This is a genomic window from Flavobacterium sp. 25HG05S-40 (assembly GCF_052654735.1).
On record NZ_CP199750.1, the window covers coordinates 2,046,601 to 2,066,786 of the forward strand.

The window sequence follows — 20,186 nt, forward strand, 5'->3', positions numbered from 1 at the left end:
TATATCGTTATTCAAAATCAGGGTGCAAACTTACGCAAAATAAATCATTGTTACAAAATAATTATTGCAGATTTTTTAAAATTTCTTTTCGCAGTATTTCTAATGCTTTATTTGAAGCTCTATCTATCACTTTATCACGTGGTTGTCCAAAGTTAAATTCTTCTACTATAACTTGGTTTGGTGTTGCCAATGCAATAAAAACAGTACCAACTTCGGCATCAGAGTCACCTTTATTGGGTCCAGCATTACCTGTTGTTGCCAGTGCATAATCCGATTGCATGACTTTTTGAATTCCCAATGCCATTTCTTTAGCCACAGCTTCACTTACAACGGAAAATTTCGCAATAGTTTCAGCATCAACGTTAAGAATAGCAATTTTCGTTTCGGTAGCATAACTGACAACACTTCCTCTGAAATAAGCTGAAGCTCCTGACACTGAAGTTAGCATTTGAGCAATTTTTCCGCCAGTGCAACTTTCTGCAATAGATATTGTTTTTCCTTGTAGCTGCAATAATTTTCCAATGGCCACCTCAATCGTTTCGCCTTCATCAAAACCAACAATAATATCTCCTATGATTTTGGTCAATGTTTTTACATTTTCCTCAATGGCATTTTGAAGAACTTTTTCGTCACTTCCTCTTGCTGTCAGACGCAAACGCACTCTTCCGGGCGCAGGCAAATAGGCTAATTTTATAAACTCGGGTAAATTATTTTCCCAATTCTCTATTCGTTCTGCAACCATACTTTCGCCTTGTCCGTAGGTCAATATAGTTTTGTGAACGATATAAGGTCGTTGGTATTCTTTTACAACTTTCGGGATAATCTCATGATCAATAATATACTTCATTTCGTAAGGAACGCCAGGTAACGAAATATAGACTGTATTTTCTTTTTTCATCCACATTCCCGGTGCAGTTCCCATTTTGTTAAAAAGCACTTCACATTTGGATGGCACCAATGCCTGATCCCTATTTAATTGCGTTATTGGACGCTTGTAAAACCCTTCAATGATTTCGGTAACGTGAGCCAAAACTTCGGGATTTTCAATCAAAACATCATCAAAATAGTCACAAAAAGTTTTCTTGGTAATATCATCTTTGGTTGGCCCTAAACCTCCTGTTATAATGACTAAATCAACTTTGTTTTGAACTGTCGAAAAAGTGTTTAAAATATGCTGCTTGTCATCTGAAATGGAGAGCATTTCAGTGGTTTGAACTCCAATTTTATCTAAGGCTTTGGCAATGTATCCCGAATTAGTATCGACAATTTGACCGATAAGAATTTCGTCACCAATGGTAACTATGGTTGCTTTCATTTATGTAAAGTTTTAATAATTCCCGAATCAATAGCTGAGTAGTTGCATTCCTGCGGAATCACAAGAATTTTATTTATCTTGATAAACTCTACCAAATCATAAATTAAAATTTTATCTTTTGAAAGATATTTAGTCATATAAGATTGCTTGTAGATTCCATTCGGAATGTTTCGCTCTTTTTTCCACTCTTCATAAGCCGTTGAAAACGTTAGTATAGGTAAATGGAATTCAGTATTCTCTTCAATTATAAAGTGCAAAGTAGCAAATTTTTTCCTTTTCTCTTTTTTAGGTTTATTTGACTTTAGTATGTACATCGAATGATAAACAGTATTAATCAATGTATCGTTCTGATTGATGAAGTCGTAGTTTTCAGTCTGATACTTGAACGGATTACCAATAGGAGACACAAATTCACATTTTAGAGTAATTGTTTCGGCAGAAGCAAACTCTTTTTTACTTAAATATGTGGTTGAAGTAATTCCGTTTTGATCATGAAAGTATAAGGTAAAATTCAGACTGTCTTTTTCAGAAACTTTTAGTAAATAACTATTGTCCTTAGAGTTAGTGAGGAAAAGCTGGGTTTGAACTTTTGAAGAATCATTCACCCGAAAATTATACTGTATAGCATAATCAAAAGTGTACTTCTTCTGACCATGAGTGGAACAGAAAAACAGGAACAATAAAAAAAGTAAAAACTGATTTTTCATGTATCTAAAATAATCAATTTTTACTTTTAAAAGCTTAAATACAGAACACTATAAATCAAAGTCTTTCTTAATCTCTTTAATCGCTTTATCAACCTGACTTTGAATACTTTCAAAAGTAGCGTCGATTTCTTTACGCTTGCCTTCTACTTTGGTCCAAGCTTCTACCTCAAGAATCTCTTGATGCGCCACAGTCATGCCCAACAAATCCAAAGTTGGTTTTATTTTGTGTGCATAAGCGTAAGCTCTTTTATGATCTTTTTCCTTAATTCCGGCCTCAATTTCTTTCATGTCTTCCGGAACTTCTGTAACAAACAGATTGATGATTTGCATTACAAATTCAGTGTCGTTATCTGAAAGTGCATATACTTTTGCTAAGTTGTAGTTTATTGCCATTATCTAATGTGTAATCTTAATACTTTTTTGTTTTCTATAAATCCTTCAAGGATATCGTTTGGACTAACTTTTGCAACACCTTCAGGCGTTCCTGTAAAGAGTATATCTCCTTTTTTAAGCGTGAAATATTGTGAAATATGGGAAATGATTTCGTCTATTTTCCACAACATATGGCTTGTATTTCCCTTTTGTGCAGTTTCTCCGTTTTTTGTTAGTTCAAATGTAATATTTTCCACCGAAATAAAATCGTTTTTCGGAAGAAAGTCACCAATAATCGCTGAACCGTCAAATGCTTTAGCTTTTTCCCAAGGCAAGCCCTTTTCTTTAAGTTTATTTTGTATATCTCTAGCTGTAAAATCAATTCCAAGACCAATTTCGTCATAATATTTGTGAGCGAATTTGGTATCGATGTATTTTCCAACTTTACAGATTTTAACCAAAATTTCTACTTCATGATGAACTTCGCTACTGAATTCGGGAATGGTAAATGGCGTTTTCTTTGGCAGAATTGCGGTGTCAGGTTTCATAAAAATTACAGGCTCGTCGGGACGCTCGTTATTGAGTTCGGCGATGTGATTGACGTAATTTCTTCCGATGCAGATTATCTTCATATTCGTTGAGTTATCAGTAGCAGTAGCAGTTTACAGATAGTAATGAAAACTGTGACCGAAAACTGAGACTATTTTGTATTTAGTTTTCTTAACTTAATGGCCGTCAAAACTTTCTTGGTATATAATGGAAAATCCGCGTTTTGAATCCAGCCAAAATAACCAGGCTCTTTATCCAATACTTCATCAACCAAGGCACCTTTGTGTTTCCCGAAAGTAAATATTTCCTTTCCATCCGGATTCAACGCAATAAACCCTGCAAAATCAACTGACTTTTTTCTGGTGGTGAATTCAGACAACGTTTTCATATCATTTTCTAAATCGGTGTATCGATCCAATTGCGCTTTTAGTATTTCATAAGTTGCCATCGTATCGGCTTCGGCGCTGTGCGCATTTTCTAAAGTTTCATTACAGTAGAATTTATAGGCAGCACTTAATGTTCTTTCTTCTTTTTTATGAAAAATAGTCTGTACATCAACAGAAACGCGATTCTTCATATCAAAATCGACTTCGGCACGCAACAACTCTTCAGCCAATAATGGAATATCAAATCTATCCGAATTAAATCCGGCCAAATCGGAATCCTTAATCATGGCATAAATTTGAGAAGCTAGTTCCTTAAAAGTTGGTTCATTGGCTACTTTTTCATTAGTAATGCCGTGTACTGCCGTGGCGAAAGCCGGAATGGGAATTGTTGGGTTCACCAACCATGTTTTACTTTCTTTATTGCCATTAGGAAATACTTTGAAAATAGCTATTTCAACGATTCTGTCTTTGGCTACTTCGATACCTGTAGTTTCCAAATCAAAAAAGCAAATAGGTCGAGTGAGTTTTAGTTCCATTATAAAATGTTAAGGCGACAAATATAAAATATTGCCCTTACCGTTCATCGATTCGTTAGTTTTTTTTAACTAAAAAATCCCGATTCTAAGAATCGGGATTGATATATAATTAGTTGCGATTAATATTCTCTATTCACATCAAACGCCTCCAAATAATCGGCAACGCGTTTTACAAAACTTCCTCCTAAAGCGCCGTCAACCACTCTGTGGTCATACGAGTGCGACAAGAACATTTTCTGACGGATTCCGATAAAATCCCCTTCTGGAGTTTCAATCACTGCTGGTACTTTTCTGATAGCTCCAAGCGCTAGGATTCCAACTTGTGGTTGATTGATAATTGGCGTTCCGAAAACAGAACCAAAAGTTCCAACATTCGTTACAGTATAGGTTCCGCCTTGTGTATCGTCTGGTTTTAGTTTTCCTGCTTTGGCTCGGTTGCCTAAATCGTTTACAGCTTTTGCCATTCCAACTAAATTCAATTGGTCTGCATTTTTGATTACGGGAACAATCAAGTTTCCGTTGGGCAAGGCTGCTGCCATTCCGAGGTTGATATTTTTGCGTTTGATGATATAATCACCATCCACAGAAATATTCATTCCAGGAAAATCTTTTAATGCTTTTGCAACCGCTTCCATCATGATTGGTGTGAACGTTAGTTTTTCGCCTTCGCGTTTTTCAAAGGCATCTTTAACTTTATTTCTCCATTTTACAATATTGGTCACATCTACTTCAATAAACGATTGTACGTGTGCCGAAGTTTGTACCGAAGCCACCATATAACCGGAGATGAGCTTACGCATTCTATCCATTTCCACAATCTCATCACCACCATTTACCGACACTGGTACAGCTATGGAAGCAACTGGAGTTGATTGTTGTTGTACTGTTACTTTTGGACTTTCGACTTTCGACTTTCGACTTTCAACAAATTTCAATACATCTTCTTTAGTAACTCTTCCGTCTTTACCGGAACCTGTTATAGTGTCCAGTTCGGTTACGGCAATTCCTTCCGCAGTAGCGATATTTTTTACTAAAGGCGAATAGAATTTATCGGAAGCTTTAAAATCAGCCGGAGCAACTGTAGCTTGAGCAACCTCTACTGTTTTGGCAACTTCAGCAATAGCAGCCGGAGTTGATGTAACTTCTGAAACCGGTGCCGCTGCAACGCTTCCTCCTTCTGTTTCAATTATGGCTATGGTTTGACCCACTTTTACCACATCATTTACCTGAAATAAAATCTCGGTTAACGTTCCGGAAACTTCGCTTGGTACTTCACTGTCTACTTTATCAGTAGCGATTTCCAAAACAGCTTCATCAGCACTAATGCTGTCACCCACATTTTTTAACCAATTTGTAATCGTTGCTTCCGCAACACTTTCACCCATTTTAGGTAATTTCAATTCAAACTTTGCCATATCTGTATACTAAAGTTGTGTTTGTCAATTTTGATGCAAAAGTACTAAATCTTTAAGTTAGCCACGAATACACGAATGATTTTTATTCTAAAATCTTAAATGTGCGTGCTGTATTCTTACATCAGAATTACTTCTCCTCTGTCGTTACTACTATTACTTCCAATGATAAAATTGCTTTGCATTGGTAACAGTTTAAAAGTAATCGATTTGTGTTTATGGGTTTCCAAAAAAGCAATAGCCTCTTTAAAATTTAGATTGTTGGTATCCAAAATTACTTCCGCATTTTGTTGTTCCGAAAACGATTGCGAAAATACTATTTTTCCGTTTTCAGAAGGTAATCTTTGGATAGTTTTTTGAAGTTTTTGTTGCAAACATTCTCTTGTTGATTCATTATCAGACATTAAGACATAGGCACTCGGAAGCTTTTGTGGTCTTGGTTTTCCTTGAAACATTTTGACCACGGAAAAGAAGACAATACCTATTTTCATAAATAACGAAAAGAAAACCGAAACTTTAAAGTGCTTTTTATAAAAGAAATTCATCGCTTCTTGAAACCGTTTCATGTACGTTCCGTCTTTTATAGTGCTTTCGCCTTTAAAGTGAATTATAGTCGTTTCATGGAAATAATAATTGACCTTTCCTTTTTGCAAAACACTATAACTCAAATCAATATCATCTGAATACATAAAGCAATTTTCATCAAAACCGCCTAATTCCGTATACAATTCGCGTTTCATTACCATAAAAGCACCCACAAGAATATCAACTTTTCCGGTTTGGTTTTCGGCTAAATGCTGTGCATAATATTTAGTAAATAAAGCCCATTTCGGAAACACTTTATGCAATCCAAAAATCTTAGTAAAAGCGACCCATGGCGTTGGAATTCCTCGTTTACTTTCGGGAAGAAAAGTACCCGTTCCGTCGATTAGTTTGCAACCCACAATTCCCAAATCCTTTTGCTTTTCGGCGAAAGCCAAAACCTTTTCAAAAGTATCTTCGGCAACAACCGTGTCGGGATTTAAAATACAGATGTATTCGCCTTTGGCTTCTTTTACACCAATATTATTCCCTTTTGGAAAGCCTGAATTCTCTTTGTTTTCTATGAGTCTAATATTCGGAAAACGTGCTTTAATCATGGCACAGCTATCATCCAAAGAATTATTATCGATGACAATAATTTCACCATCCAAATTCTGAATGGCCTTCTGCACACTCAACACACACAACTCCAAAAAGTAGCGCACATTATAATTGAGGATGATGACCGATAGTTGCATGGGGCAAATATAATAGATTGTTAGATTATTAGATACGGCTACGCCTTTAGATTCTTAGAAATTTGAGTTACTTTTGCCAAAAAGTTAAACTCATAACTTATAATTGAAAACTCATAACTTAAAAAAGTGAATTACCTTTCAGTAGAAAACATATCAAAATCCTTTGGCGAAAGAACCTTGTTTAAGGACATTTCGTTTGGCATCAACAAAGACCAAAAAATAGCCTTCATCGCCAAAAATGGTTCGGGAAAAACCCAAATTATGAAAATGATAAATGGCGAAGACGAACCCGATACAGGACAGATCGTGATTCGAAAAGGTTTGAAAATGGCGTTTCTTTCCCAAAACAATCAACTGCAGGAAGAATTGACTATTGAAGAAAGTATTTTCGCTTCGGATAATGAGACGCTTAAAGTGATTGAGCGTTATGAAAAAGCATTGGAAAATCCTGAAGACGAAGAAAAATACCAATTGGCTTTTGACGAAATGGACCGCCATAATGCCTGGGATTTTGAAACACAATTCAAACAAATTTTATCCAAATTAAAACTAGAAGATTTAAAACTGAAAGTAAAAGGCCTTTCCGGTGGACAAAAGAAACGCTTGTCCTTGGCGATAATTTTGATTAACCGTCCCGATTTATTGATTTTGGATGAGCCTACGAATCACTTGGATTTAGAGATGATTGAATGGTTGGAAAGTTATTTTGCCAAAGAAAATATTACCTTGTTTATGGTGACACACGACCGTTTCTTTTTGGAACGCGTTTGCAACGAAATCATCGAATTAGACAACGGTAAATTATACCAATACAAAGGCAATTATTCCTATTATCTTCAAAAGAAAGAAGAGCGCATTGCAATGGAAAACTCTACTATCGATAAGGCTCAAAATCTTTTCACCAAAGAATTAGCCTGGATGCGCCGTCAACCAAAAGCGAGAACCACAAAATCGAAATCGAGACAAGATGATTTTTACAAAATCAAAGAAGTGGCTGAAAGTCGACGCAAAGAAAATGTAGTCGAGCTCGAAATCAATATGGAGCGCATGGGCAGCAAGATTATTGAACTGCACAAACTCTATAAAAAATTCAAAGACAAAACCATATTAGACAATTTTACTTATGATTTCCAACGTGGTGAACGTATTGGTATCATTGGCAAAAACGGAACCGGAAAATCAACGTTCCTCAACATCTTAACCAAAACCATGGTTCCTGATGCCGGAAAAGTAGTCATTGGTGATACGATTAAAGTGGGCTACTATACCCAAAGCGGCATCAACCCAAAACCGGGACAGAAAGTCATCGATATTATTAAAGAATACGGCGAATATATTCCGCTTACAAAAGGCAAAATCATTTCGGCTTCCCAATTATTGGAACGCTTTTTATTTGATGCCAAAAAACAATACGATTTTGTTGAAAAATTGAGCGGTGGCGAGTTAAAACGATTGTATTTATGTACGGTTCTCATCCAAAACCCCAACTTTTTGATTTTGGATGAACCCACGAATGACTTGGATATTGTGACGTTGAATGTTTTGGAAAGCTTTCTTTTGGATTATCCGGGATGCTTATTGGTGGTTTCACACGATAGATATTTTATGGATAAAATTGTAGATCACTTGTTCATCTTTAGAGGTGAAGGACAAATTGAAGATTTTCCGGGGAATTATTCCGATTTCAGAGCTTATGAAGATTCGGCTGAACCCAAAAACTTATCCAATGTCAGCACTGAAAAAGTTAATTGGAAACAAAACAGTAATACATCGGCTGGCCTGAATTTCAATGAACAGAAAGAGTTTGCCAAAATAGAACGCGAAATCAAGGACTTGGAATACGAGAAAAAACAAATCGAAAACCAATTCGCCGACGGTAAAGTTGACGACGCTGATATCACAACCAAAGCGAATGAATTGCAGGCTATCATCAACAAATTAGAAGCAAAAGAAGAGCGTTGGTTTGAGTTAAGTTCGAAAATGGAATAATTAAAAAGTAAGTAGTAACGAGTAATTAGTGACAAGCATCTCAATGTTTTGACTAATTACCAATTACTAATCACTAATTACTAAAATGTTATACATCATTAAGTCATATTTATCATTCCTTTGGCACTCCAAAAACGAACACGGAGTGCATTCGCCTTTTGTGTTTAATTTGGTTACCAAATGCTTTTATGACAAAAAACAATACCCTGAGTATTCGGTTTTAAAAAATTATAGAAAAGCGCTTTTACAAAATAAGAATACCATTGAAGTTACCGATTTTGGAGCAGGTTCCAAAGTTTTCAAAAGTAACATCCGAGCAATGAATCAGATTGCAAAAAATGCCGGAATCTCATCTAAACGAGCTGAATTGCTTTTCAGGATAACTTATTACTTTCAACCCGAAAACATCTTGGAAATAGGAACTTCGCTTGGATTGGCGACTTCCGCACTTTCATTAGGAAATCCGAAAGCAAAAATTACAACATTAGAAGGTTGTGCCAATACCTCGGCATTAGCTAAGGATCAATTTGAAAAATTTAATTTGGATAACATCAAAACTGAAGTCTCCGAGTTCTCAGCTTATTTAAAAACTTCAGACCTTCGACTTTCGACTTTCGACTTAATCTACTTCGACGGCAATCATTCCAAAGAAGCCACTTTAGCCTATTTCGACTTATTATTACCAACCATAACTAACGAATCCATTTGGATTTTTGATGATATCCATTGGTCAGTCGGAATGGAAGAAGCTTGGGGAATCATAAAAAAACATCCGAAAGTTTCGGTGACGATAGATACTTTTCAATGGGGAATTGTTTTCTTCAGACAAGAACAGCCCAAAGAACATTTTGTCATACGCCTATAAATAAAGAAACGGCAACCATCCCTGATTGCCGTTCCCTATTAAAAACCAACTTATTCTTTTTCTATTTTATTCTTTAGCTTCGGTATTTTCTCTAGCTTTCGCCCCCATTCTGTTTACTTTAAACATTGGGGCAAACTTAAATTTAATAGAAGCAATTTTATTATTGTCTTCTGTAGTCAATCCTTCTTTTTCAACGGTGTTTTTTCTGCTGTCTAATGCTTCATATAACAGTTTCACTTCGTCATAATCCTCTCTCGAGAAGTTATCTTTGTTTTCTTTATAGGAATCGTAAAAATCTTGATAAACCTGTAAAATATTATCTTTATTTACCCAAGCAAAGCTCATGTCTTCACCAACTTTACCTTCACCAAAGAAACGGTCTCTCACTAATTGATTAGGCGTTTTAACCTTTACTTTATCAGCTTCTAATTCGGCTTGATATTTAGCTTTTAAGGCTTCGTATTTAGCTTTACTAACAGCTAATTTTTCTCTCATAGCTTCATCGTTAGTTTCTGCAACAGAAGCTTCTGCTTCCGAAATTTTTGCTTGATAACTGGCATCAATAGCTTCCCAATTGGCTTTAGCTTCACCGGCCTCAACACTTTCCAGTGAATCTACGTATACTACATAATTGTTAACTGTTTTTTCGGCTTGTGCCTGCTTCTCGTCTTTGCAAGAAGTAAAGCCTAGAGCAACTAGTGCCATAATTCCGATGGTAAATACATTTCTTTTCATGATGTTGTAATTAGTTATTATTTGGTTATTTGTATGATGTAAAATTAGTTACCTACTAACCTGAAGTTGTTATAGTATTTTACAAACGTTTTATAGAATTGCTACATTAACCCATTTCTACAACTGATTTCATCCCTATTTGCTGTAACATTTCAGGCATTGCGCCTACTTATTGCTAAACTTTAATTTTAGAATGATGGAAACTCAAAACTTCTTAAAATCAAAACAGTTTAAATTCATAGTAGGGCTTACAATAGTTTTCGGAATTATTATGATTGCGAAAGCCGGTTATGAGTTTGGTCAGTGGTTACGATAGGTAGAACAAATTAATTTTCTTTTCATACTTTTACCATCAAAGACTTATAGATTAGTCAACACAACATAAAAATAGTATTCAAAAAATGGCAAATCCGTTAATCAACATCAAAAAACTTACAAGAGATTTCCAACTCGGAAATGAAACTATTAATGTTTTAAAAGGCATCGATTTACAAATCAATAAAGGAGAGTATGTCGCTTTAATGGGACCATCGGGTTCCGGAAAATCTACATTGATGAACCTTTTGGGTTGCCTGGATACGCCTACATCAGGAACATATATCCTAAACGGAAAAGATGTCAGCATGATGCACGATGATGATTTAGCCGAAATTCGAAATAAAGAGATTGGTTTCGTTTTTCAAACCTTCAACCTTTTGCCACGAACCACAGCACTTGACAACGTAGCATTGCCGATGATTTATGCCGGATTCTCGAAATCCGAAAGAAACGAGCGCGCTACCGAAGTATTGACTCAGGTAAATCTTTCCGACAGAATGGATCACCAACCCAATCAACTTTCTGGTGGTCAACGCCAGCGGGTAGCCATTGCAAGAGCTTTGGTTAATAAACCATCCATCATTTTAGCCGACGAACCTACAGGAAATTTGGACAGTAAAACCTCTGTCGAAATCATGAACCTTTTCAACGACATTCACAAAAATGGCAATACTGTAATCCTCGTAACCCACGAAGAAGACATCGCCAAATACGCACACCGCATCATTCGATTACGTGACGGAATCATTGAAAGTGACAGCCCTAATGTGGATCATTTGTAATTGTCATTGCAAGGAATATGGCAATCAGGAGCGAATCGTTAGTGTCTTATCCTTTAACCATTTTCCCGCTGTCCGTTTTACTACGCCTGCCTGCCGGCAGGCAGGTGCCACTTCCATCGGGGCTAGTGAGTGATGGTTTTTGATTTTTTGTTACCTTTGAAAATCAATTTTTGTTTATAGAAATTAGGCGCAAATCTAACTATCTAAAAATCTAATAATCTAACAATCTAAATGAAAGTCTACACCAAAACCGGAGATTCCGGAACTACGGCCCTTTTTGGCGGAACACGTGTTCCAAAACACCATATAAGAATAGAAAGCTACGGAACCGTTGACGAACTCAATTCGCATATTGGTTTAATTCGAGATCAAGACATCAATCCACTATATAAGAATGTTTTAATAGAAGTGCAGGACCGCTTGTTTACCGTTGGCGCTATTCTAGCAACACCTCCTGAAAAAGAATTACTTAAAAACGGACAACCAAGATTGCAAAATCTCGGAATTATAGATAGCGACATTGAATTTCTCGAAAAAGAAATTGACTTAATGGAAGAAGCGCTGCCGCCCATGACCCATTTTGTGCTACCTGGTGGACATACTACGGTGTCATATTGTCATATCGCGCGCTGTGTGTGCCGAAGAGCGGAACGTTTATCAGTACATCTACACGAAATAGAACCTACAGACGAACATGTAATTAAATACCTAAACCGACTTTCTGACTATCTTTTTGTCTTGGCACGGAAGTTGTCCTTTGACCTGAAAGCGGATGAAGTGCAATGGATTCCGAGGAAGTAAGATTTTAGAATGAAGATTACCAATTTATGATTTCAGATTTAATATGAAAACCACTTCTAAAATCTAAAATCTCAAGTCTAAAATCGACAATCAAACCACGTTCTTAAACATATTTAAAAATAAATCAAAAAAAACTTGACTTTTTCAGTATAAAATTTATTTTTGCATAATATTAAAAATCATAGAAGATGTATTGGACATTAGAATTAGCTTCGTATTTAAGCGATGCGCCTTGGCCAGCAACCAAAGATGAACTTATTGATTATGCTATAAGAACTGGTGCTCCACTAGAAGTAGTAGAGAATTTACAATCTATAGAAGACGAAGGAGAAATCTACGAATCTATGGAAGAAATATGGCCAGATTATCCAACGGACGAAGATTATCTTTGGAACGAGGATGAATATTAAAAAATATTACAATTACACCATGAGAAAAGTCCGATAAGGGCTTTTTTTTTGTTTAAATTTGCACTCCGTTCTGAAATTTCAGAATCAGGAACTTAAAAAAATAACAAACCAATTATGAGCTTCATAAATACTATCCTTAAAGCTTTTGTAGGCGACAAATCACAAAAAGATGTCAAAGCCACACAACCTTTTATTACCAAAATAAAATCCATAGAACCAGTGTTAGCAGCACTTTCTCATGACGAATTGCGTGCCAAAACAGCCGAGTTCAAAGAAAAAATAAAACAAGCTCGAGCGAAACAAGACGCTGACATTGAAGCCAAAAAACTTGAAGCAGAAAACACCGCGGACATCGATTTAAGAGAAGATATTTACAACGCAATTGACGCTTTAGAAAAAGAAGCCTATGATGCTTCTGAAAAAGTATTGATGGAAATCCTTCCGGAAGCTTTTGCGGTAATCAAAGAAACGGCCAAACGTTTCAAAGAAAATACAACTATTACCGTTACATCAACAGAGAAAGACCGAGAATTATCGGCAACAAAACCTTATATCACTCTTGTTGGAGACCAAACTAATTGGGCTAATCAGTGGAATGCAGCCGGAAAACAAATTACTTGGGACATGATCCACTACGACGTTCAGTTGATTGGTGGAATCGTGTTGCACCAAGGTAAAATTGCAGAGATGCAAACTGGTGAGGGAAAAACATTGGTAGCCACACTTCCACTCTATTTGAATGCCTTGACCGGAAACGGAGTGCATTTAGTTACCGTAAATGACTATTTGGCTAAACGTGACAGCACTTGGAAAGCGCCTTTATTTGAGTTTCACGGATTGACAGTAGATTGTATCGACAATCACTCACCTAACTCAGATGCGCGTAGAAAAGCCTACGAAGCCGACATTACTTATGGAACCAATAACGAATTTGGTTTCGATTACCTGCGTGATAATATGGCGCATTCTCCGGAAGATTTAGTGCAAAGAAAACACAACTATGCGATTGTAGATGAGGTCGATTCGGTATTGATTGATGATGCCCGTACGCCATTGATTATTTCTGGTCCTGTTCCTGATGGCGATCGTCATGAATTCAACGAACTAAAACCAAAAATTGAAAATCTTTACAATTTACAACGTCAATTGGCCAACGGATTTTTAACGGAAGCCAAGCGTTTGTTCAAAGAAGGAAACAATAAAGAAGCTGGTTTCCAGTTATTGAGAGCCTACAGAGCTTTGCCAAAAAATAAAGCCCTGATTAAATTCTTAAGTGAAGAAGGTGTAAAAGCACTTTTGCAAAAAACCGAAAATGAATACATGGAAAACAACAACCGTAAAATGCCGGAAGTTGACGAAGCCTTGTATTTTGTAATCGAAGAAAAAAACAATCAGGTGGAACTGTCGGATAACGGAATAAAATTCCTGTCCAAAGACACTGACGAACATTTCTTCGTTTTACCGGACATCGGAACCGAAATTGCTACTATCGAGAAACAAAATCTGGATAAAGACAAAGAAGCGGAAGCTAAAGAAAGATTGTTTCAAGACTTTGGCGTTAAGTCGGAACGAATTCACACGCTTACACAGTTATTAAAAGCCTACACTTTATTTGAAAAAGATGTAGAGTATGTAATCATGGACAATAAAATTCTTATTGTAGATGAGCAAACGGGACGTATCATGGATGGTCGTCGTTATTCCGATGGATTGCATCAGGCCATTGAAGCCAAAGAACAAGTTACCATCGAAGCAGCCACACAAACTTTTGCTACCATTACACTACAGAATTATTTCCGTATGTACAGTAAACTTGCCGGTATGACTGGAACCGCTGTTACGGAAGCAGGAGAACTTTGGGAAATCTATAAATTAGACGTAGTTGAAATTCCGACGAACCGCGGAATGTCGAGAAAAGATAAAGAAGATTTGATTTATCGTTCCGTTCGTGAGAAATTCAACGCTGTTATCGAAGATGTAACACAACTATCACAAGCCGGAAGGCCAGTGCTTATCGGAACAACATCTGTAGAAATATCAGAATTGTTAAGCCGAATGTTGAAAATACGCGGCGTAAATCATAACGTATTGAATGCAAAAATGCACAAACAGGAAGCTCAAATTGTTGAAGAAGCTGGTAAACCTGGAGTAGTAACTATTGCAACAAACATGGCAGGTCGTGGAACGGATATCAAACTTACACCTGAAGTAAAAGCCGCTGGTGGGTTGGCAATCATTGGAACAGAACGTCACGATTCGCGTCGTGTAGACCGTCAGTTGCGTGGTCGTGCCGGTCGTCAAGGTGATCCGGGAAGCTCACAATTTTACGTCTCTTTGGAAGATAACTTGATGCGTTTATTTGGTTCTGACCGTGTAGCAAAAATCATGGACCGAATGGGATTGAAAGAAGGTGAAGTGATTCAACATTCTATGATGACCAAATCTATTGAACGTGCTCAGAAAAAAGTAGAAGAGAACAACTTTGGAACACGTAAACGATTATTAGAATATGATGACGTGATGAATGCGCAGCGTGAAGTAGTTTACAAACGTCGTCGTCATGCTTTGCATGGTGAGCGTCTGAAATTGGATATTGCCAACATGATGTATGATACTTGCGAATTAATCGTAAGTGAAAACAAAGGTAAAAATGACTTCAAAAACTTTGAATTCGAATTAATCCGATACTTCTCGATAACAGCACCGATTTCGGCTACGGAATTTGAGAAGCAATCCGAAATGGAAATTACGGGAAAAATATATAAAGCTGCTATGGCTTATTATACAGAAAAAACGGAAAGAAGTGCCCGTGAAGCTTTGCCAATCATTACCGATGTATACAAAAAAGAAGGAAACACCTTTGAACGCATCATCGTTCCTTTTTCGGACGGAATCAAAACACTGAATGTGGTAACCGATTTGAAGAAAGCATATGATACTAATGGTACTCAGTTAGTAGCCGACTTTGAAAAAAATATAACTCTAGCCATTGTAGACGAAGCTTGGAAAAAACATTTACGCAAAATGGACGAATTGAAACAATCGGTTCAGTTGGCAGTTCATGAGCAAAAAGATCCATTGCTTATCTATAAATTAGAAGCGTTTAACTTATTTAGAGCGATGCTTGATGGCGTAAATAAAGAAGTGATATCTTTCTTATTTAAAGGCGATTTACCACAGCAAAATCAAAACATTCAGGAAGCGCGACAAGTACGTGAAAAACAAAATTACACCGAAAGTAAAGACGAAATTGAAAGTAGCGAAAGCGCCAATCGTGAAGCGAGTCAAGCTGCTTCTCAGCGACCACAAGTTACCGAAACTATTGTCAGAGATGCCCCAAAAATCAACCGTAATGACAATGTTACCATAAAACACGTTATGAGTGGTAAGACCGAAACGATGAAATACAAAAAAGCCGAAAATATGCTAGCTTCTGGCGAATGGGTTATCGTCCACGACTAGTTTTATAGCCTAAGCTTTTGAAATACAGTCCCTAATAGTTTAAACTATTGGGGATTTTTTATATTTGATAAATTCAAAATCATGAAACAACTTCTTTTACTACTATTAATCTCCGGATATTCAACGTATTCACAATCTGTAGCCGCATTAAAAACGGATACCCAAAAAATGTATGAAGCGAATTTTTTAATGGACTTTGAAACCATTGTTTCGCTTTCTTACCCTAAAATGGTTGAAAATTATGGTCGTGAAGCATGGTTAGAGCAAATCGAAAAGCATTACGAAAATGATGAATTCCGCTTGCGATTACAACTAGAAACCGTTCCCTTTCAATATAGTGAAGTAAAAAAAATAGAAGGTAAATCATTTTGTGTAATTACGTGTCGCAATCCTATACGCTACTTTTTTGAAACGAAATTAACCTCGGAAACGGCAACAATAAAAACTATCTGGTTGCAAGAAGTAAACAAAACCAAAGAAGTAACTTTTGAACCTAAGAGAAATAGTTTTAATGTTAGAAAAACAACCACCATGCTTGCCGTTTGTGATGAAACAACCAATAACAAGTGGACCTTTTTTAATTTTGATGATGAAAAGCAGTATCAGGCATTTAGAACGCTATTCGAGGAAAGCACTCAAAAAGAATTGGGTTTGTAGAAAATAGTATTTACCTTTACTTGACGTTATTGTACTAACCCAACTAATATTGATATCATGGCAAAAGGAAAAGATGTTCAAAAAGCCGCTAAAAAAGAACCGCTAAAGACGGCTAAAGAAAAAAAAGCGGAGAAGCGCGATAAAAAGAATACTCCGAAAAGAGATTAAAAACAGAAAACCATCTTGTTTATAAAACAAGATGGTTTTTCATCACAAAAACTAACAAAAATTAAAACTTGTAGCCGGCTCCTATAAAAATACCGTTAACAGCTACATCTCCAAAACCTAATGAATATTTTACATTCACATCAATTTCTTCAGTGATATCATAGGTTGCACCCAAATCCAAATTCATTTTAAGTTTGTCTTCTTCAGCATCAGAAAAGTAGTTAAAACTTGGACCCGCTAAAGCGCTGAATTTTTCTGCAAAAGTATATCTTGCCAAAACAGGAACGCTAAAAAAGTTGGAATCTGAAATAGCCACGTACAAAAGTTCAGGCTGTACAGCAAATTTTTCTGAAATTCCTAAGGTGGCAAAACCTCCAACAAAGAACCCTGTTTCTGAAGCTGTTCCTGAAACTCCGGCAACTTCAAATTTTATAGAAGCAAAGTCTACTCCGGCTTTAACTCCGAATTTTGTTTTTTGTGCTTGTGCAGTAAAAGCACCTACGAATACAACTGCAATAAATAGTAATTTTTTCATCATGTTATTTATTTAGATTAATAATGATGTAAAAATACCGGCAGTGAGGTTGCTCCGCAATACGGCAAATTGCGTATTTACATTTCGTCCGGAAAAATTTTACCGGGATTGAGGATATTATTCGGGTCGAAAATATGCTTGATGCGTTCCATGAGTTCCAAATGGCTTTTGGAGAAGGCAATATCCATAAAGTTTTTTTGGACATAACCAATGCCATGTTCGCCAGATAAAGTCCCTTTTAACGATACGGTTAATTCAAATAGTTCTCTGATTCCGAGCGGAACCTGAGTTTCCCAATTATCATCTGTCATACTGCCTTTGATAATATTTACGTGCAGATTTCCATCGCCAGCATGACCATAACAAACCGATTGAAAGCCATACTTTGCTCCTATTTTCTTGATTCCCGATAACAATTCGGGTAACATATATCTCGGTACTACGGTGTCTTCCTCTTTGTAAACCGAATTGGATTTTACTGCTTCAGCCACCGAGCGCCGCATTTTCCACAACGCGTTTTTCTGTTCTTCAGTGTCGGCAAACAAGACCTCATCAATTTCAAACTGCTCCACCACATTCATGATTTTTTCAGCTTCGAGCATTAAGATTTCAGGATAGTTGCCATCAACTTCAATTAGCAAATGCGCCTGATGCTCGGGTTGTATTGTCACACTAATACCCTCGACAAATTGCAACGTCCAATCGATAGCATCACGCTCCATAAACTCTAAAGCACTCGGAATAATTCCCGCTCTGAAGATTGCCGAAACCGCTTCGCAAGCCTGAGCGGCATTGTAAAAAGGTACCAACATCAAAACGTTATGGGTATGTTGTGGTAAAAGTTTTAATACGGCTTTGGTTATTACTCCTAATGTTCCTTCACTTCCGACCATCAATTGAGTCAGGTTGTATCCTGTGGAATTTTTCAAAGTATTTGCTCCGGTCCAAATGATTTCTCCATTCGGCAAAACGACTTCCAAATTGAGAACATAATCTTTAGTTACTCCGTATTTTACAGCTCTTGCTCCACCCGCATTTTCAGCAATGTTGCCACCAATCCAACAACTTCCCATACTGCTTGGGTCGACAGGATAGAACAAACCTTTTTCGGCAACCGCTTCGCGCAGAATTTGATTGATGACGGCTGGTTCCACAGTAACTTGTAGATTTTGCTCGTCTATTTCGATGATTTTATCCAAACGTTCCATCGACAGACCGATGCCTTCGTAGATGGATAAAGCACCTCCGCTCAAGCCTGTTCTGGCACCAATAGGTGTCGTTGGAATTTTATAATCGTTCGCTACTTTTAGAATTTCAGAAATTTCAAAAGCATTGGCTGGTTTTAGAACGACATTGGGTGGAAAAACATAATCTTCGGTTTCGTCGTGGCCGTAATGATTTCGGGTGGCGATGTCGGTGAAGATGTATGGGTCACCCACTATTTTTGTTAATTTTTGAAGAATTTCGGAACTTAGTGCCATGGTATTAAAAATTGGAAGGTAAATGTAAGGATAACAAAAAGAAAAGACAAATCCTTTTTAGCCCTGATAGCAGCAGTTACCGTGTAACGCGGATAGCAGGAATACGGACTCCAAGAAAGCCCGAACCATTCGCTTCTGAAACCCATCAGAACCAATCCTAGCGTTTTTTGAGATTGGGCAGAAAGAAGCAAATGACTCCGATTAAAGGCAAAAACGAGCACACAAAATAGACGTATTGAATGGAAGTGTAATCTGCTAATTTACCGAGCATGGCCGAACCTAAAGCGCCCATTCCAAAGGCAAAACCATAAAATAATCCGGAGATCATTCCGAGTTTTTTGGGTACCAATTCCTGCGCATACACTAATATTGCCGGGAATGCTGACGACATAATAATCCCGATGATAATCATCAAAATATCAGTCCAAAAAAGGTTGGCATAAGGAAGCAGTAACGCAAAAGGTGTTGCTCCAAAAACCGACAACCAAATCACATGTTTCCTTCCTATTTTGTCGCCTAAAGGTCCACCAAGAATGGTTCCCAAAGCATAAGCAATCAGATAAATGAACATATGGAACTGGGCTTGTTTTATGGAAAGATCAAACTTGTCCATAATGTAAAAAGTATAGTAAGTAGACAAACAAGCGGTGTAAAAGAATTTTGAGAAAATTACGATTAACAGTATGGCAATCGCCCATTTTACCTTGCTTTTGGAGAGATTGTGAAAATCAATAAATACGGTTGGTTTGTTCTTTTTGAACACCAAATGGTCGCGATACCAAAATGCAATTTTGCTGATAATCCCTAATGCTATTACGGCAGCAATTAAGAACCATAATAAGTGTTTTTGAGAATTGGGAACCACAATTAAGGCGACTAACAATGGTGCCAAAGCTGTTCCAAAGTTTCCTCCAACCTGAAAGATAGATTGAGCCAGACCTCGTTTTCCGCCAGAAGCCATATTAGAAATTCGAGCTGATTCGGGATGAAAAATCGAAGAACCTATTCCGATTAAAACTACAGAAAGTAATATCCAATAAAAGTTATTGGCAAAAGAGATGGAAACAATTCCGGCTGTGGAAAATAGCATTCCGTATACCTGAGAAAAAGGTTTCGGATACTTATCAGTGTAATACCCCACAAACGGTTGCAGCAAAGAGGCTGATAACTGAAAAGCGAACGTTATTAGTCCGATTTGAGAAAAGGAAAGTTGATAATTTTCTTTCAGAATGGGATAAACAGACGGAATGATGGCCTGAATCAAATCGTTTAACAAATGCGCAAAACTTATCGAAAATAAAATGGAATAGATGGTTTTGTGAAGCAGCGGATTTTTTTCAGTACTATCGATAGCAGTTTGCATTCGGAGACATTTTTTTTGCAAAGGAAGTTCAAAAAAATGAAAATGTACTGGATTAGCTTGATA

18 protein-coding genes are annotated in these 20,186 nt (G+C 36.9%); 7 read left to right on the forward strand and 11 right to left on the reverse strand.

Going from position 1 to position 20,186, the window contains the following annotated elements; translation table 11 throughout:
* Positions 1-61 precede the first annotated feature (61 nt).
* The 7 genes from ACULEU_RS08915 to ACULEU_RS08945 all read right to left on the reverse strand — a co-directional run bounded on the left by ACULEU_RS08915 (position 62) and on the right by ACULEU_RS08945 (position 6,557).
* Positions 62-1,315: a CinA family nicotinamide mononucleotide deamidase-related protein gene (locus ACULEU_RS08915; RefSeq protein ID WP_445452252.1), complete on the reverse strand. Its 1,254-nt coding sequence runs from the start codon at positions 1,313-1,315 to the stop codon at positions 62-64.
* Positions 1,312-2,022 carry a hypothetical protein gene (locus tag ACULEU_RS08920; RefSeq protein ID WP_445452253.1) on the reverse strand — a complete coding sequence of 237 codons (711 nt, stop codon included), beginning with the start codon at positions 2,020-2,022 and terminating at the stop codon, positions 1,312-1,314. The genes ACULEU_RS08915 and ACULEU_RS08920 overlap by 4 nt, the downstream gene beginning before the upstream one ends.
* Positions 2,023-2,070: 48 nt before the next feature.
* The gene (locus ACULEU_RS08925) at positions 2,071-2,415 is read right to left on the reverse strand and encodes an Hpt domain-containing protein (protein ID WP_445452254.1); all 345 of its coding nucleotides are present in this window, start codon (positions 2,413-2,415) and stop codon (positions 2,071-2,073) included.
* Entirely contained in the window at positions 2,415-3,026 is a 612-nt protein-coding gene (locus tag ACULEU_RS08930) for a fumarylacetoacetate hydrolase family protein (protein WP_445452255.1), read from the reverse strand. The genes ACULEU_RS08925 and ACULEU_RS08930 overlap by 1 nt, the downstream gene beginning before the upstream one ends.
* A gap of 68 nt (positions 3,027-3,094) precedes the next feature.
* Positions 3,095-3,865, reverse strand: coding sequence for an exonuclease domain-containing protein (locus ACULEU_RS08935; protein WP_445452256.1), 771 nt, complete (start codon positions 3,863-3,865; stop codon positions 3,095-3,097).
* Positions 3,866-3,984: 119 nt separating this feature from the next.
* Complete coding sequence (locus ACULEU_RS08940; protein ID WP_445452257.1) at positions 3,985-5,280, reverse strand: dihydrolipoamide acetyltransferase family protein; 1,296 nt, start codon at positions 5,278-5,280, stop codon at positions 3,985-3,987.
* Between the two features lie 116 nt (positions 5,281-5,396).
* Positions 5,397-6,557 carry a glycosyltransferase family 2 protein gene (locus ACULEU_RS08945; RefSeq protein WP_445452258.1) on the reverse strand — a complete coding sequence of 387 codons (1,161 nt, stop codon included), beginning with the start codon at positions 6,555-6,557 and terminating at the stop codon, positions 5,397-5,399.
* A gap of 126 nt (positions 6,558-6,683) precedes the next feature.
* On the opposite strand from ACULEU_RS08945, the gene ACULEU_RS08950 reads away from it, so the two are divergent.
* Together ACULEU_RS08950 and ACULEU_RS08955 are read left to right on the forward strand one after the other, a co-directional pair.
* Positions 6,684-8,546 (forward strand): ABC-F family ATP-binding cassette domain-containing protein, encoded by a 1,863-nt coding sequence (locus tag ACULEU_RS08950; RefSeq protein WP_445452259.1) that lies wholly within the window; start codon positions 6,684-6,686, stop codon positions 8,544-8,546.
* Between the two features lie 85 nt (positions 8,547-8,631).
* Positions 8,632-9,411, forward strand: coding sequence for an O-methyltransferase (locus ACULEU_RS08955; protein WP_445452260.1), 780 nt, complete (start codon positions 8,632-8,634; stop codon positions 9,409-9,411).
* A 66-nt stretch (positions 9,412-9,477) separates the two neighbouring features.
* On the opposite strand, the gene ACULEU_RS08960 is transcribed toward ACULEU_RS08955, so the two are convergent.
* The gene (locus tag ACULEU_RS08960) at positions 9,478-10,146 is read right to left on the reverse strand and encodes a hypothetical protein (protein ID WP_445452261.1); all 669 of its coding nucleotides are present in this window, start codon (positions 10,144-10,146) and stop codon (positions 9,478-9,480) included.
* 401 nt (positions 10,147-10,547) lie between these two features.
* Here ACULEU_RS08960 and ACULEU_RS08965 point away from each other — a divergent pair, with 401 nt between their 5' ends.
* From ACULEU_RS08965 to ACULEU_RS08985, 5 genes are all read left to right on the forward strand, one after another.
* Positions 10,548-11,246, forward strand: coding sequence for an ABC transporter ATP-binding protein (locus tag ACULEU_RS08965; protein WP_445452262.1), 699 nt, complete (start codon positions 10,548-10,550; stop codon positions 11,244-11,246).
* A 231-nt stretch (positions 11,247-11,477) separates the two neighbouring features.
* A complete protein-coding gene (locus tag ACULEU_RS08970; RefSeq protein WP_445452263.1) occupies positions 11,478-12,047 on the forward strand; it encodes a cob(I)yrinic acid a,c-diamide adenosyltransferase in 570 nt (189 codons plus the stop codon).
* 188 nt (positions 12,048-12,235) lie between these two features.
* On the forward strand, positions 12,236-12,457 hold the full coding sequence (locus ACULEU_RS08975) for a DUF2795 domain-containing protein (protein WP_002986941.1): 222 nt from the start codon (positions 12,236-12,238) through the stop codon (positions 12,455-12,457).
* A gap of 114 nt (positions 12,458-12,571) precedes the next feature.
* Positions 12,572-15,919, forward strand: coding sequence for a preprotein translocase subunit SecA (gene secA / locus ACULEU_RS08980; RefSeq protein ID WP_445452264.1), 3,348 nt, complete (start codon positions 12,572-12,574; stop codon positions 15,917-15,919).
* Positions 15,920-16,000: 81 nt separating this feature from the next.
* Positions 16,001-16,576, forward strand: coding sequence for a hypothetical protein (locus tag ACULEU_RS08985; RefSeq protein WP_445452265.1), 576 nt, complete (start codon positions 16,001-16,003; stop codon positions 16,574-16,576).
* A gap of 229 nt (positions 16,577-16,805) precedes the next feature.
* Here ACULEU_RS08985 and ACULEU_RS08990 read toward each other — a convergent pair whose 3' ends face one another.
* The 3 genes from ACULEU_RS08990 to ACULEU_RS09000 form a co-directional block, all read right to left on the reverse strand.
* On the reverse strand, positions 16,806-17,279 hold the full coding sequence (locus ACULEU_RS08990) for a porin family protein (protein WP_445452266.1): 474 nt from the start codon (positions 17,277-17,279) through the stop codon (positions 16,806-16,808).
* A 77-nt stretch (positions 17,280-17,356) separates the two neighbouring features.
* On the reverse strand, positions 17,357-18,760 hold the full coding sequence (locus ACULEU_RS08995; protein WP_445452267.1) for an FAD-binding oxidoreductase: 1,404 nt from the start codon (positions 18,758-18,760) through the stop codon (positions 17,357-17,359).
* A gap of 157 nt (positions 18,761-18,917) precedes the next feature.
* Positions 18,918-20,123, reverse strand: coding sequence for an MFS transporter (locus ACULEU_RS09000; protein ID WP_445452268.1), 1,206 nt, complete (start codon positions 20,121-20,123; stop codon positions 18,918-18,920).
* Between the last annotated feature and the right edge of the window lie 63 nt (positions 20,124-20,186).

Coding starts and splice junctions, on each gene's coding strand:
- ACULEU_RS08970 (WP_445452263.1), top strand. CDS start 11,478: ATGAAAGTCTACACCAAAACCGGAGATTCCGGAACTACGGCCCTTTTT.
- ACULEU_RS08995 (WP_445452267.1), bottom strand. CDS start 18,760: ATGGCACTAAGTTCCGAAATTCTTCAAAAATTAACAAAAATAGTGGGT.
- ACULEU_RS08945 (WP_445452258.1), bottom strand. CDS start 6,557: ATGCAACTATCGGTCATCATCCTCAATTATAATGTGCGCTACTTTTTG.
- ACULEU_RS08925 (WP_445452254.1), bottom strand. CDS start 2,415: ATGGCAATAAACTACAACTTAGCAAAAGTATATGCACTTTCAGATAAC.
- ACULEU_RS08930 (WP_445452255.1), bottom strand. CDS start 3,026: ATGAAGATAATCTGCATCGGAAGAAATTACGTCAATCACATCGCCGAA.
- ACULEU_RS08920 (WP_445452253.1), bottom strand. CDS start 2,022: ATGAAAAATCAGTTTTTACTTTTTTTATTGTTCCTGTTTTTCTGTTCC.
- ACULEU_RS08985 (WP_445452265.1), top strand. CDS start 16,001: ATGAAACAACTTCTTTTACTACTATTAATCTCCGGATATTCAACGTAT.
- ACULEU_RS08965 (WP_445452262.1), top strand. CDS start 10,548: ATGGCAAATCCGTTAATCAACATCAAAAAACTTACAAGAGATTTCCAA.
- ACULEU_RS08940 (WP_445452257.1), bottom strand. CDS start 5,280: ATGGCAAAGTTTGAATTGAAATTACCTAAAATGGGTGAAAGTGTTGCG.
- ACULEU_RS08990 (WP_445452266.1), bottom strand. CDS start 17,279: ATGAAAAAATTACTATTTATTGCAGTTGTATTCGTAGGTGCTTTTACT.
- ACULEU_RS08955 (WP_445452260.1), top strand. CDS start 8,632: ATGTTATACATCATTAAGTCATATTTATCATTCCTTTGGCACTCCAAA.
- ACULEU_RS08960 (WP_445452261.1), bottom strand. CDS start 10,146: ATGAAAAGAAATGTATTTACCATCGGAATTATGGCACTAGTTGCTCTA.
- secA (WP_445452264.1), top strand. CDS start 12,572: ATGAGCTTCATAAATACTATCCTTAAAGCTTTTGTAGGCGACAAATCA.
- ACULEU_RS08915 (WP_445452252.1), bottom strand. CDS start 1,315: ATGAAAGCAACCATAGTTACCATTGGTGACGAAATTCTTATCGGTCAA.
- ACULEU_RS08935 (WP_445452256.1), bottom strand. CDS start 3,865: ATGGAACTAAAACTCACTCGACCTATTTGCTTTTTTGATTTGGAAACT.
- ACULEU_RS08975 (WP_002986941.1), top strand. CDS start 12,236: ATGTATTGGACATTAGAATTAGCTTCGTATTTAAGCGATGCGCCTTGG.
- ACULEU_RS09000 (WP_445452268.1), bottom strand. CDS start 20,123: ATGCAAACTGCTATCGATAGTACTGAAAAAAATCCGCTGCTTCACAAA.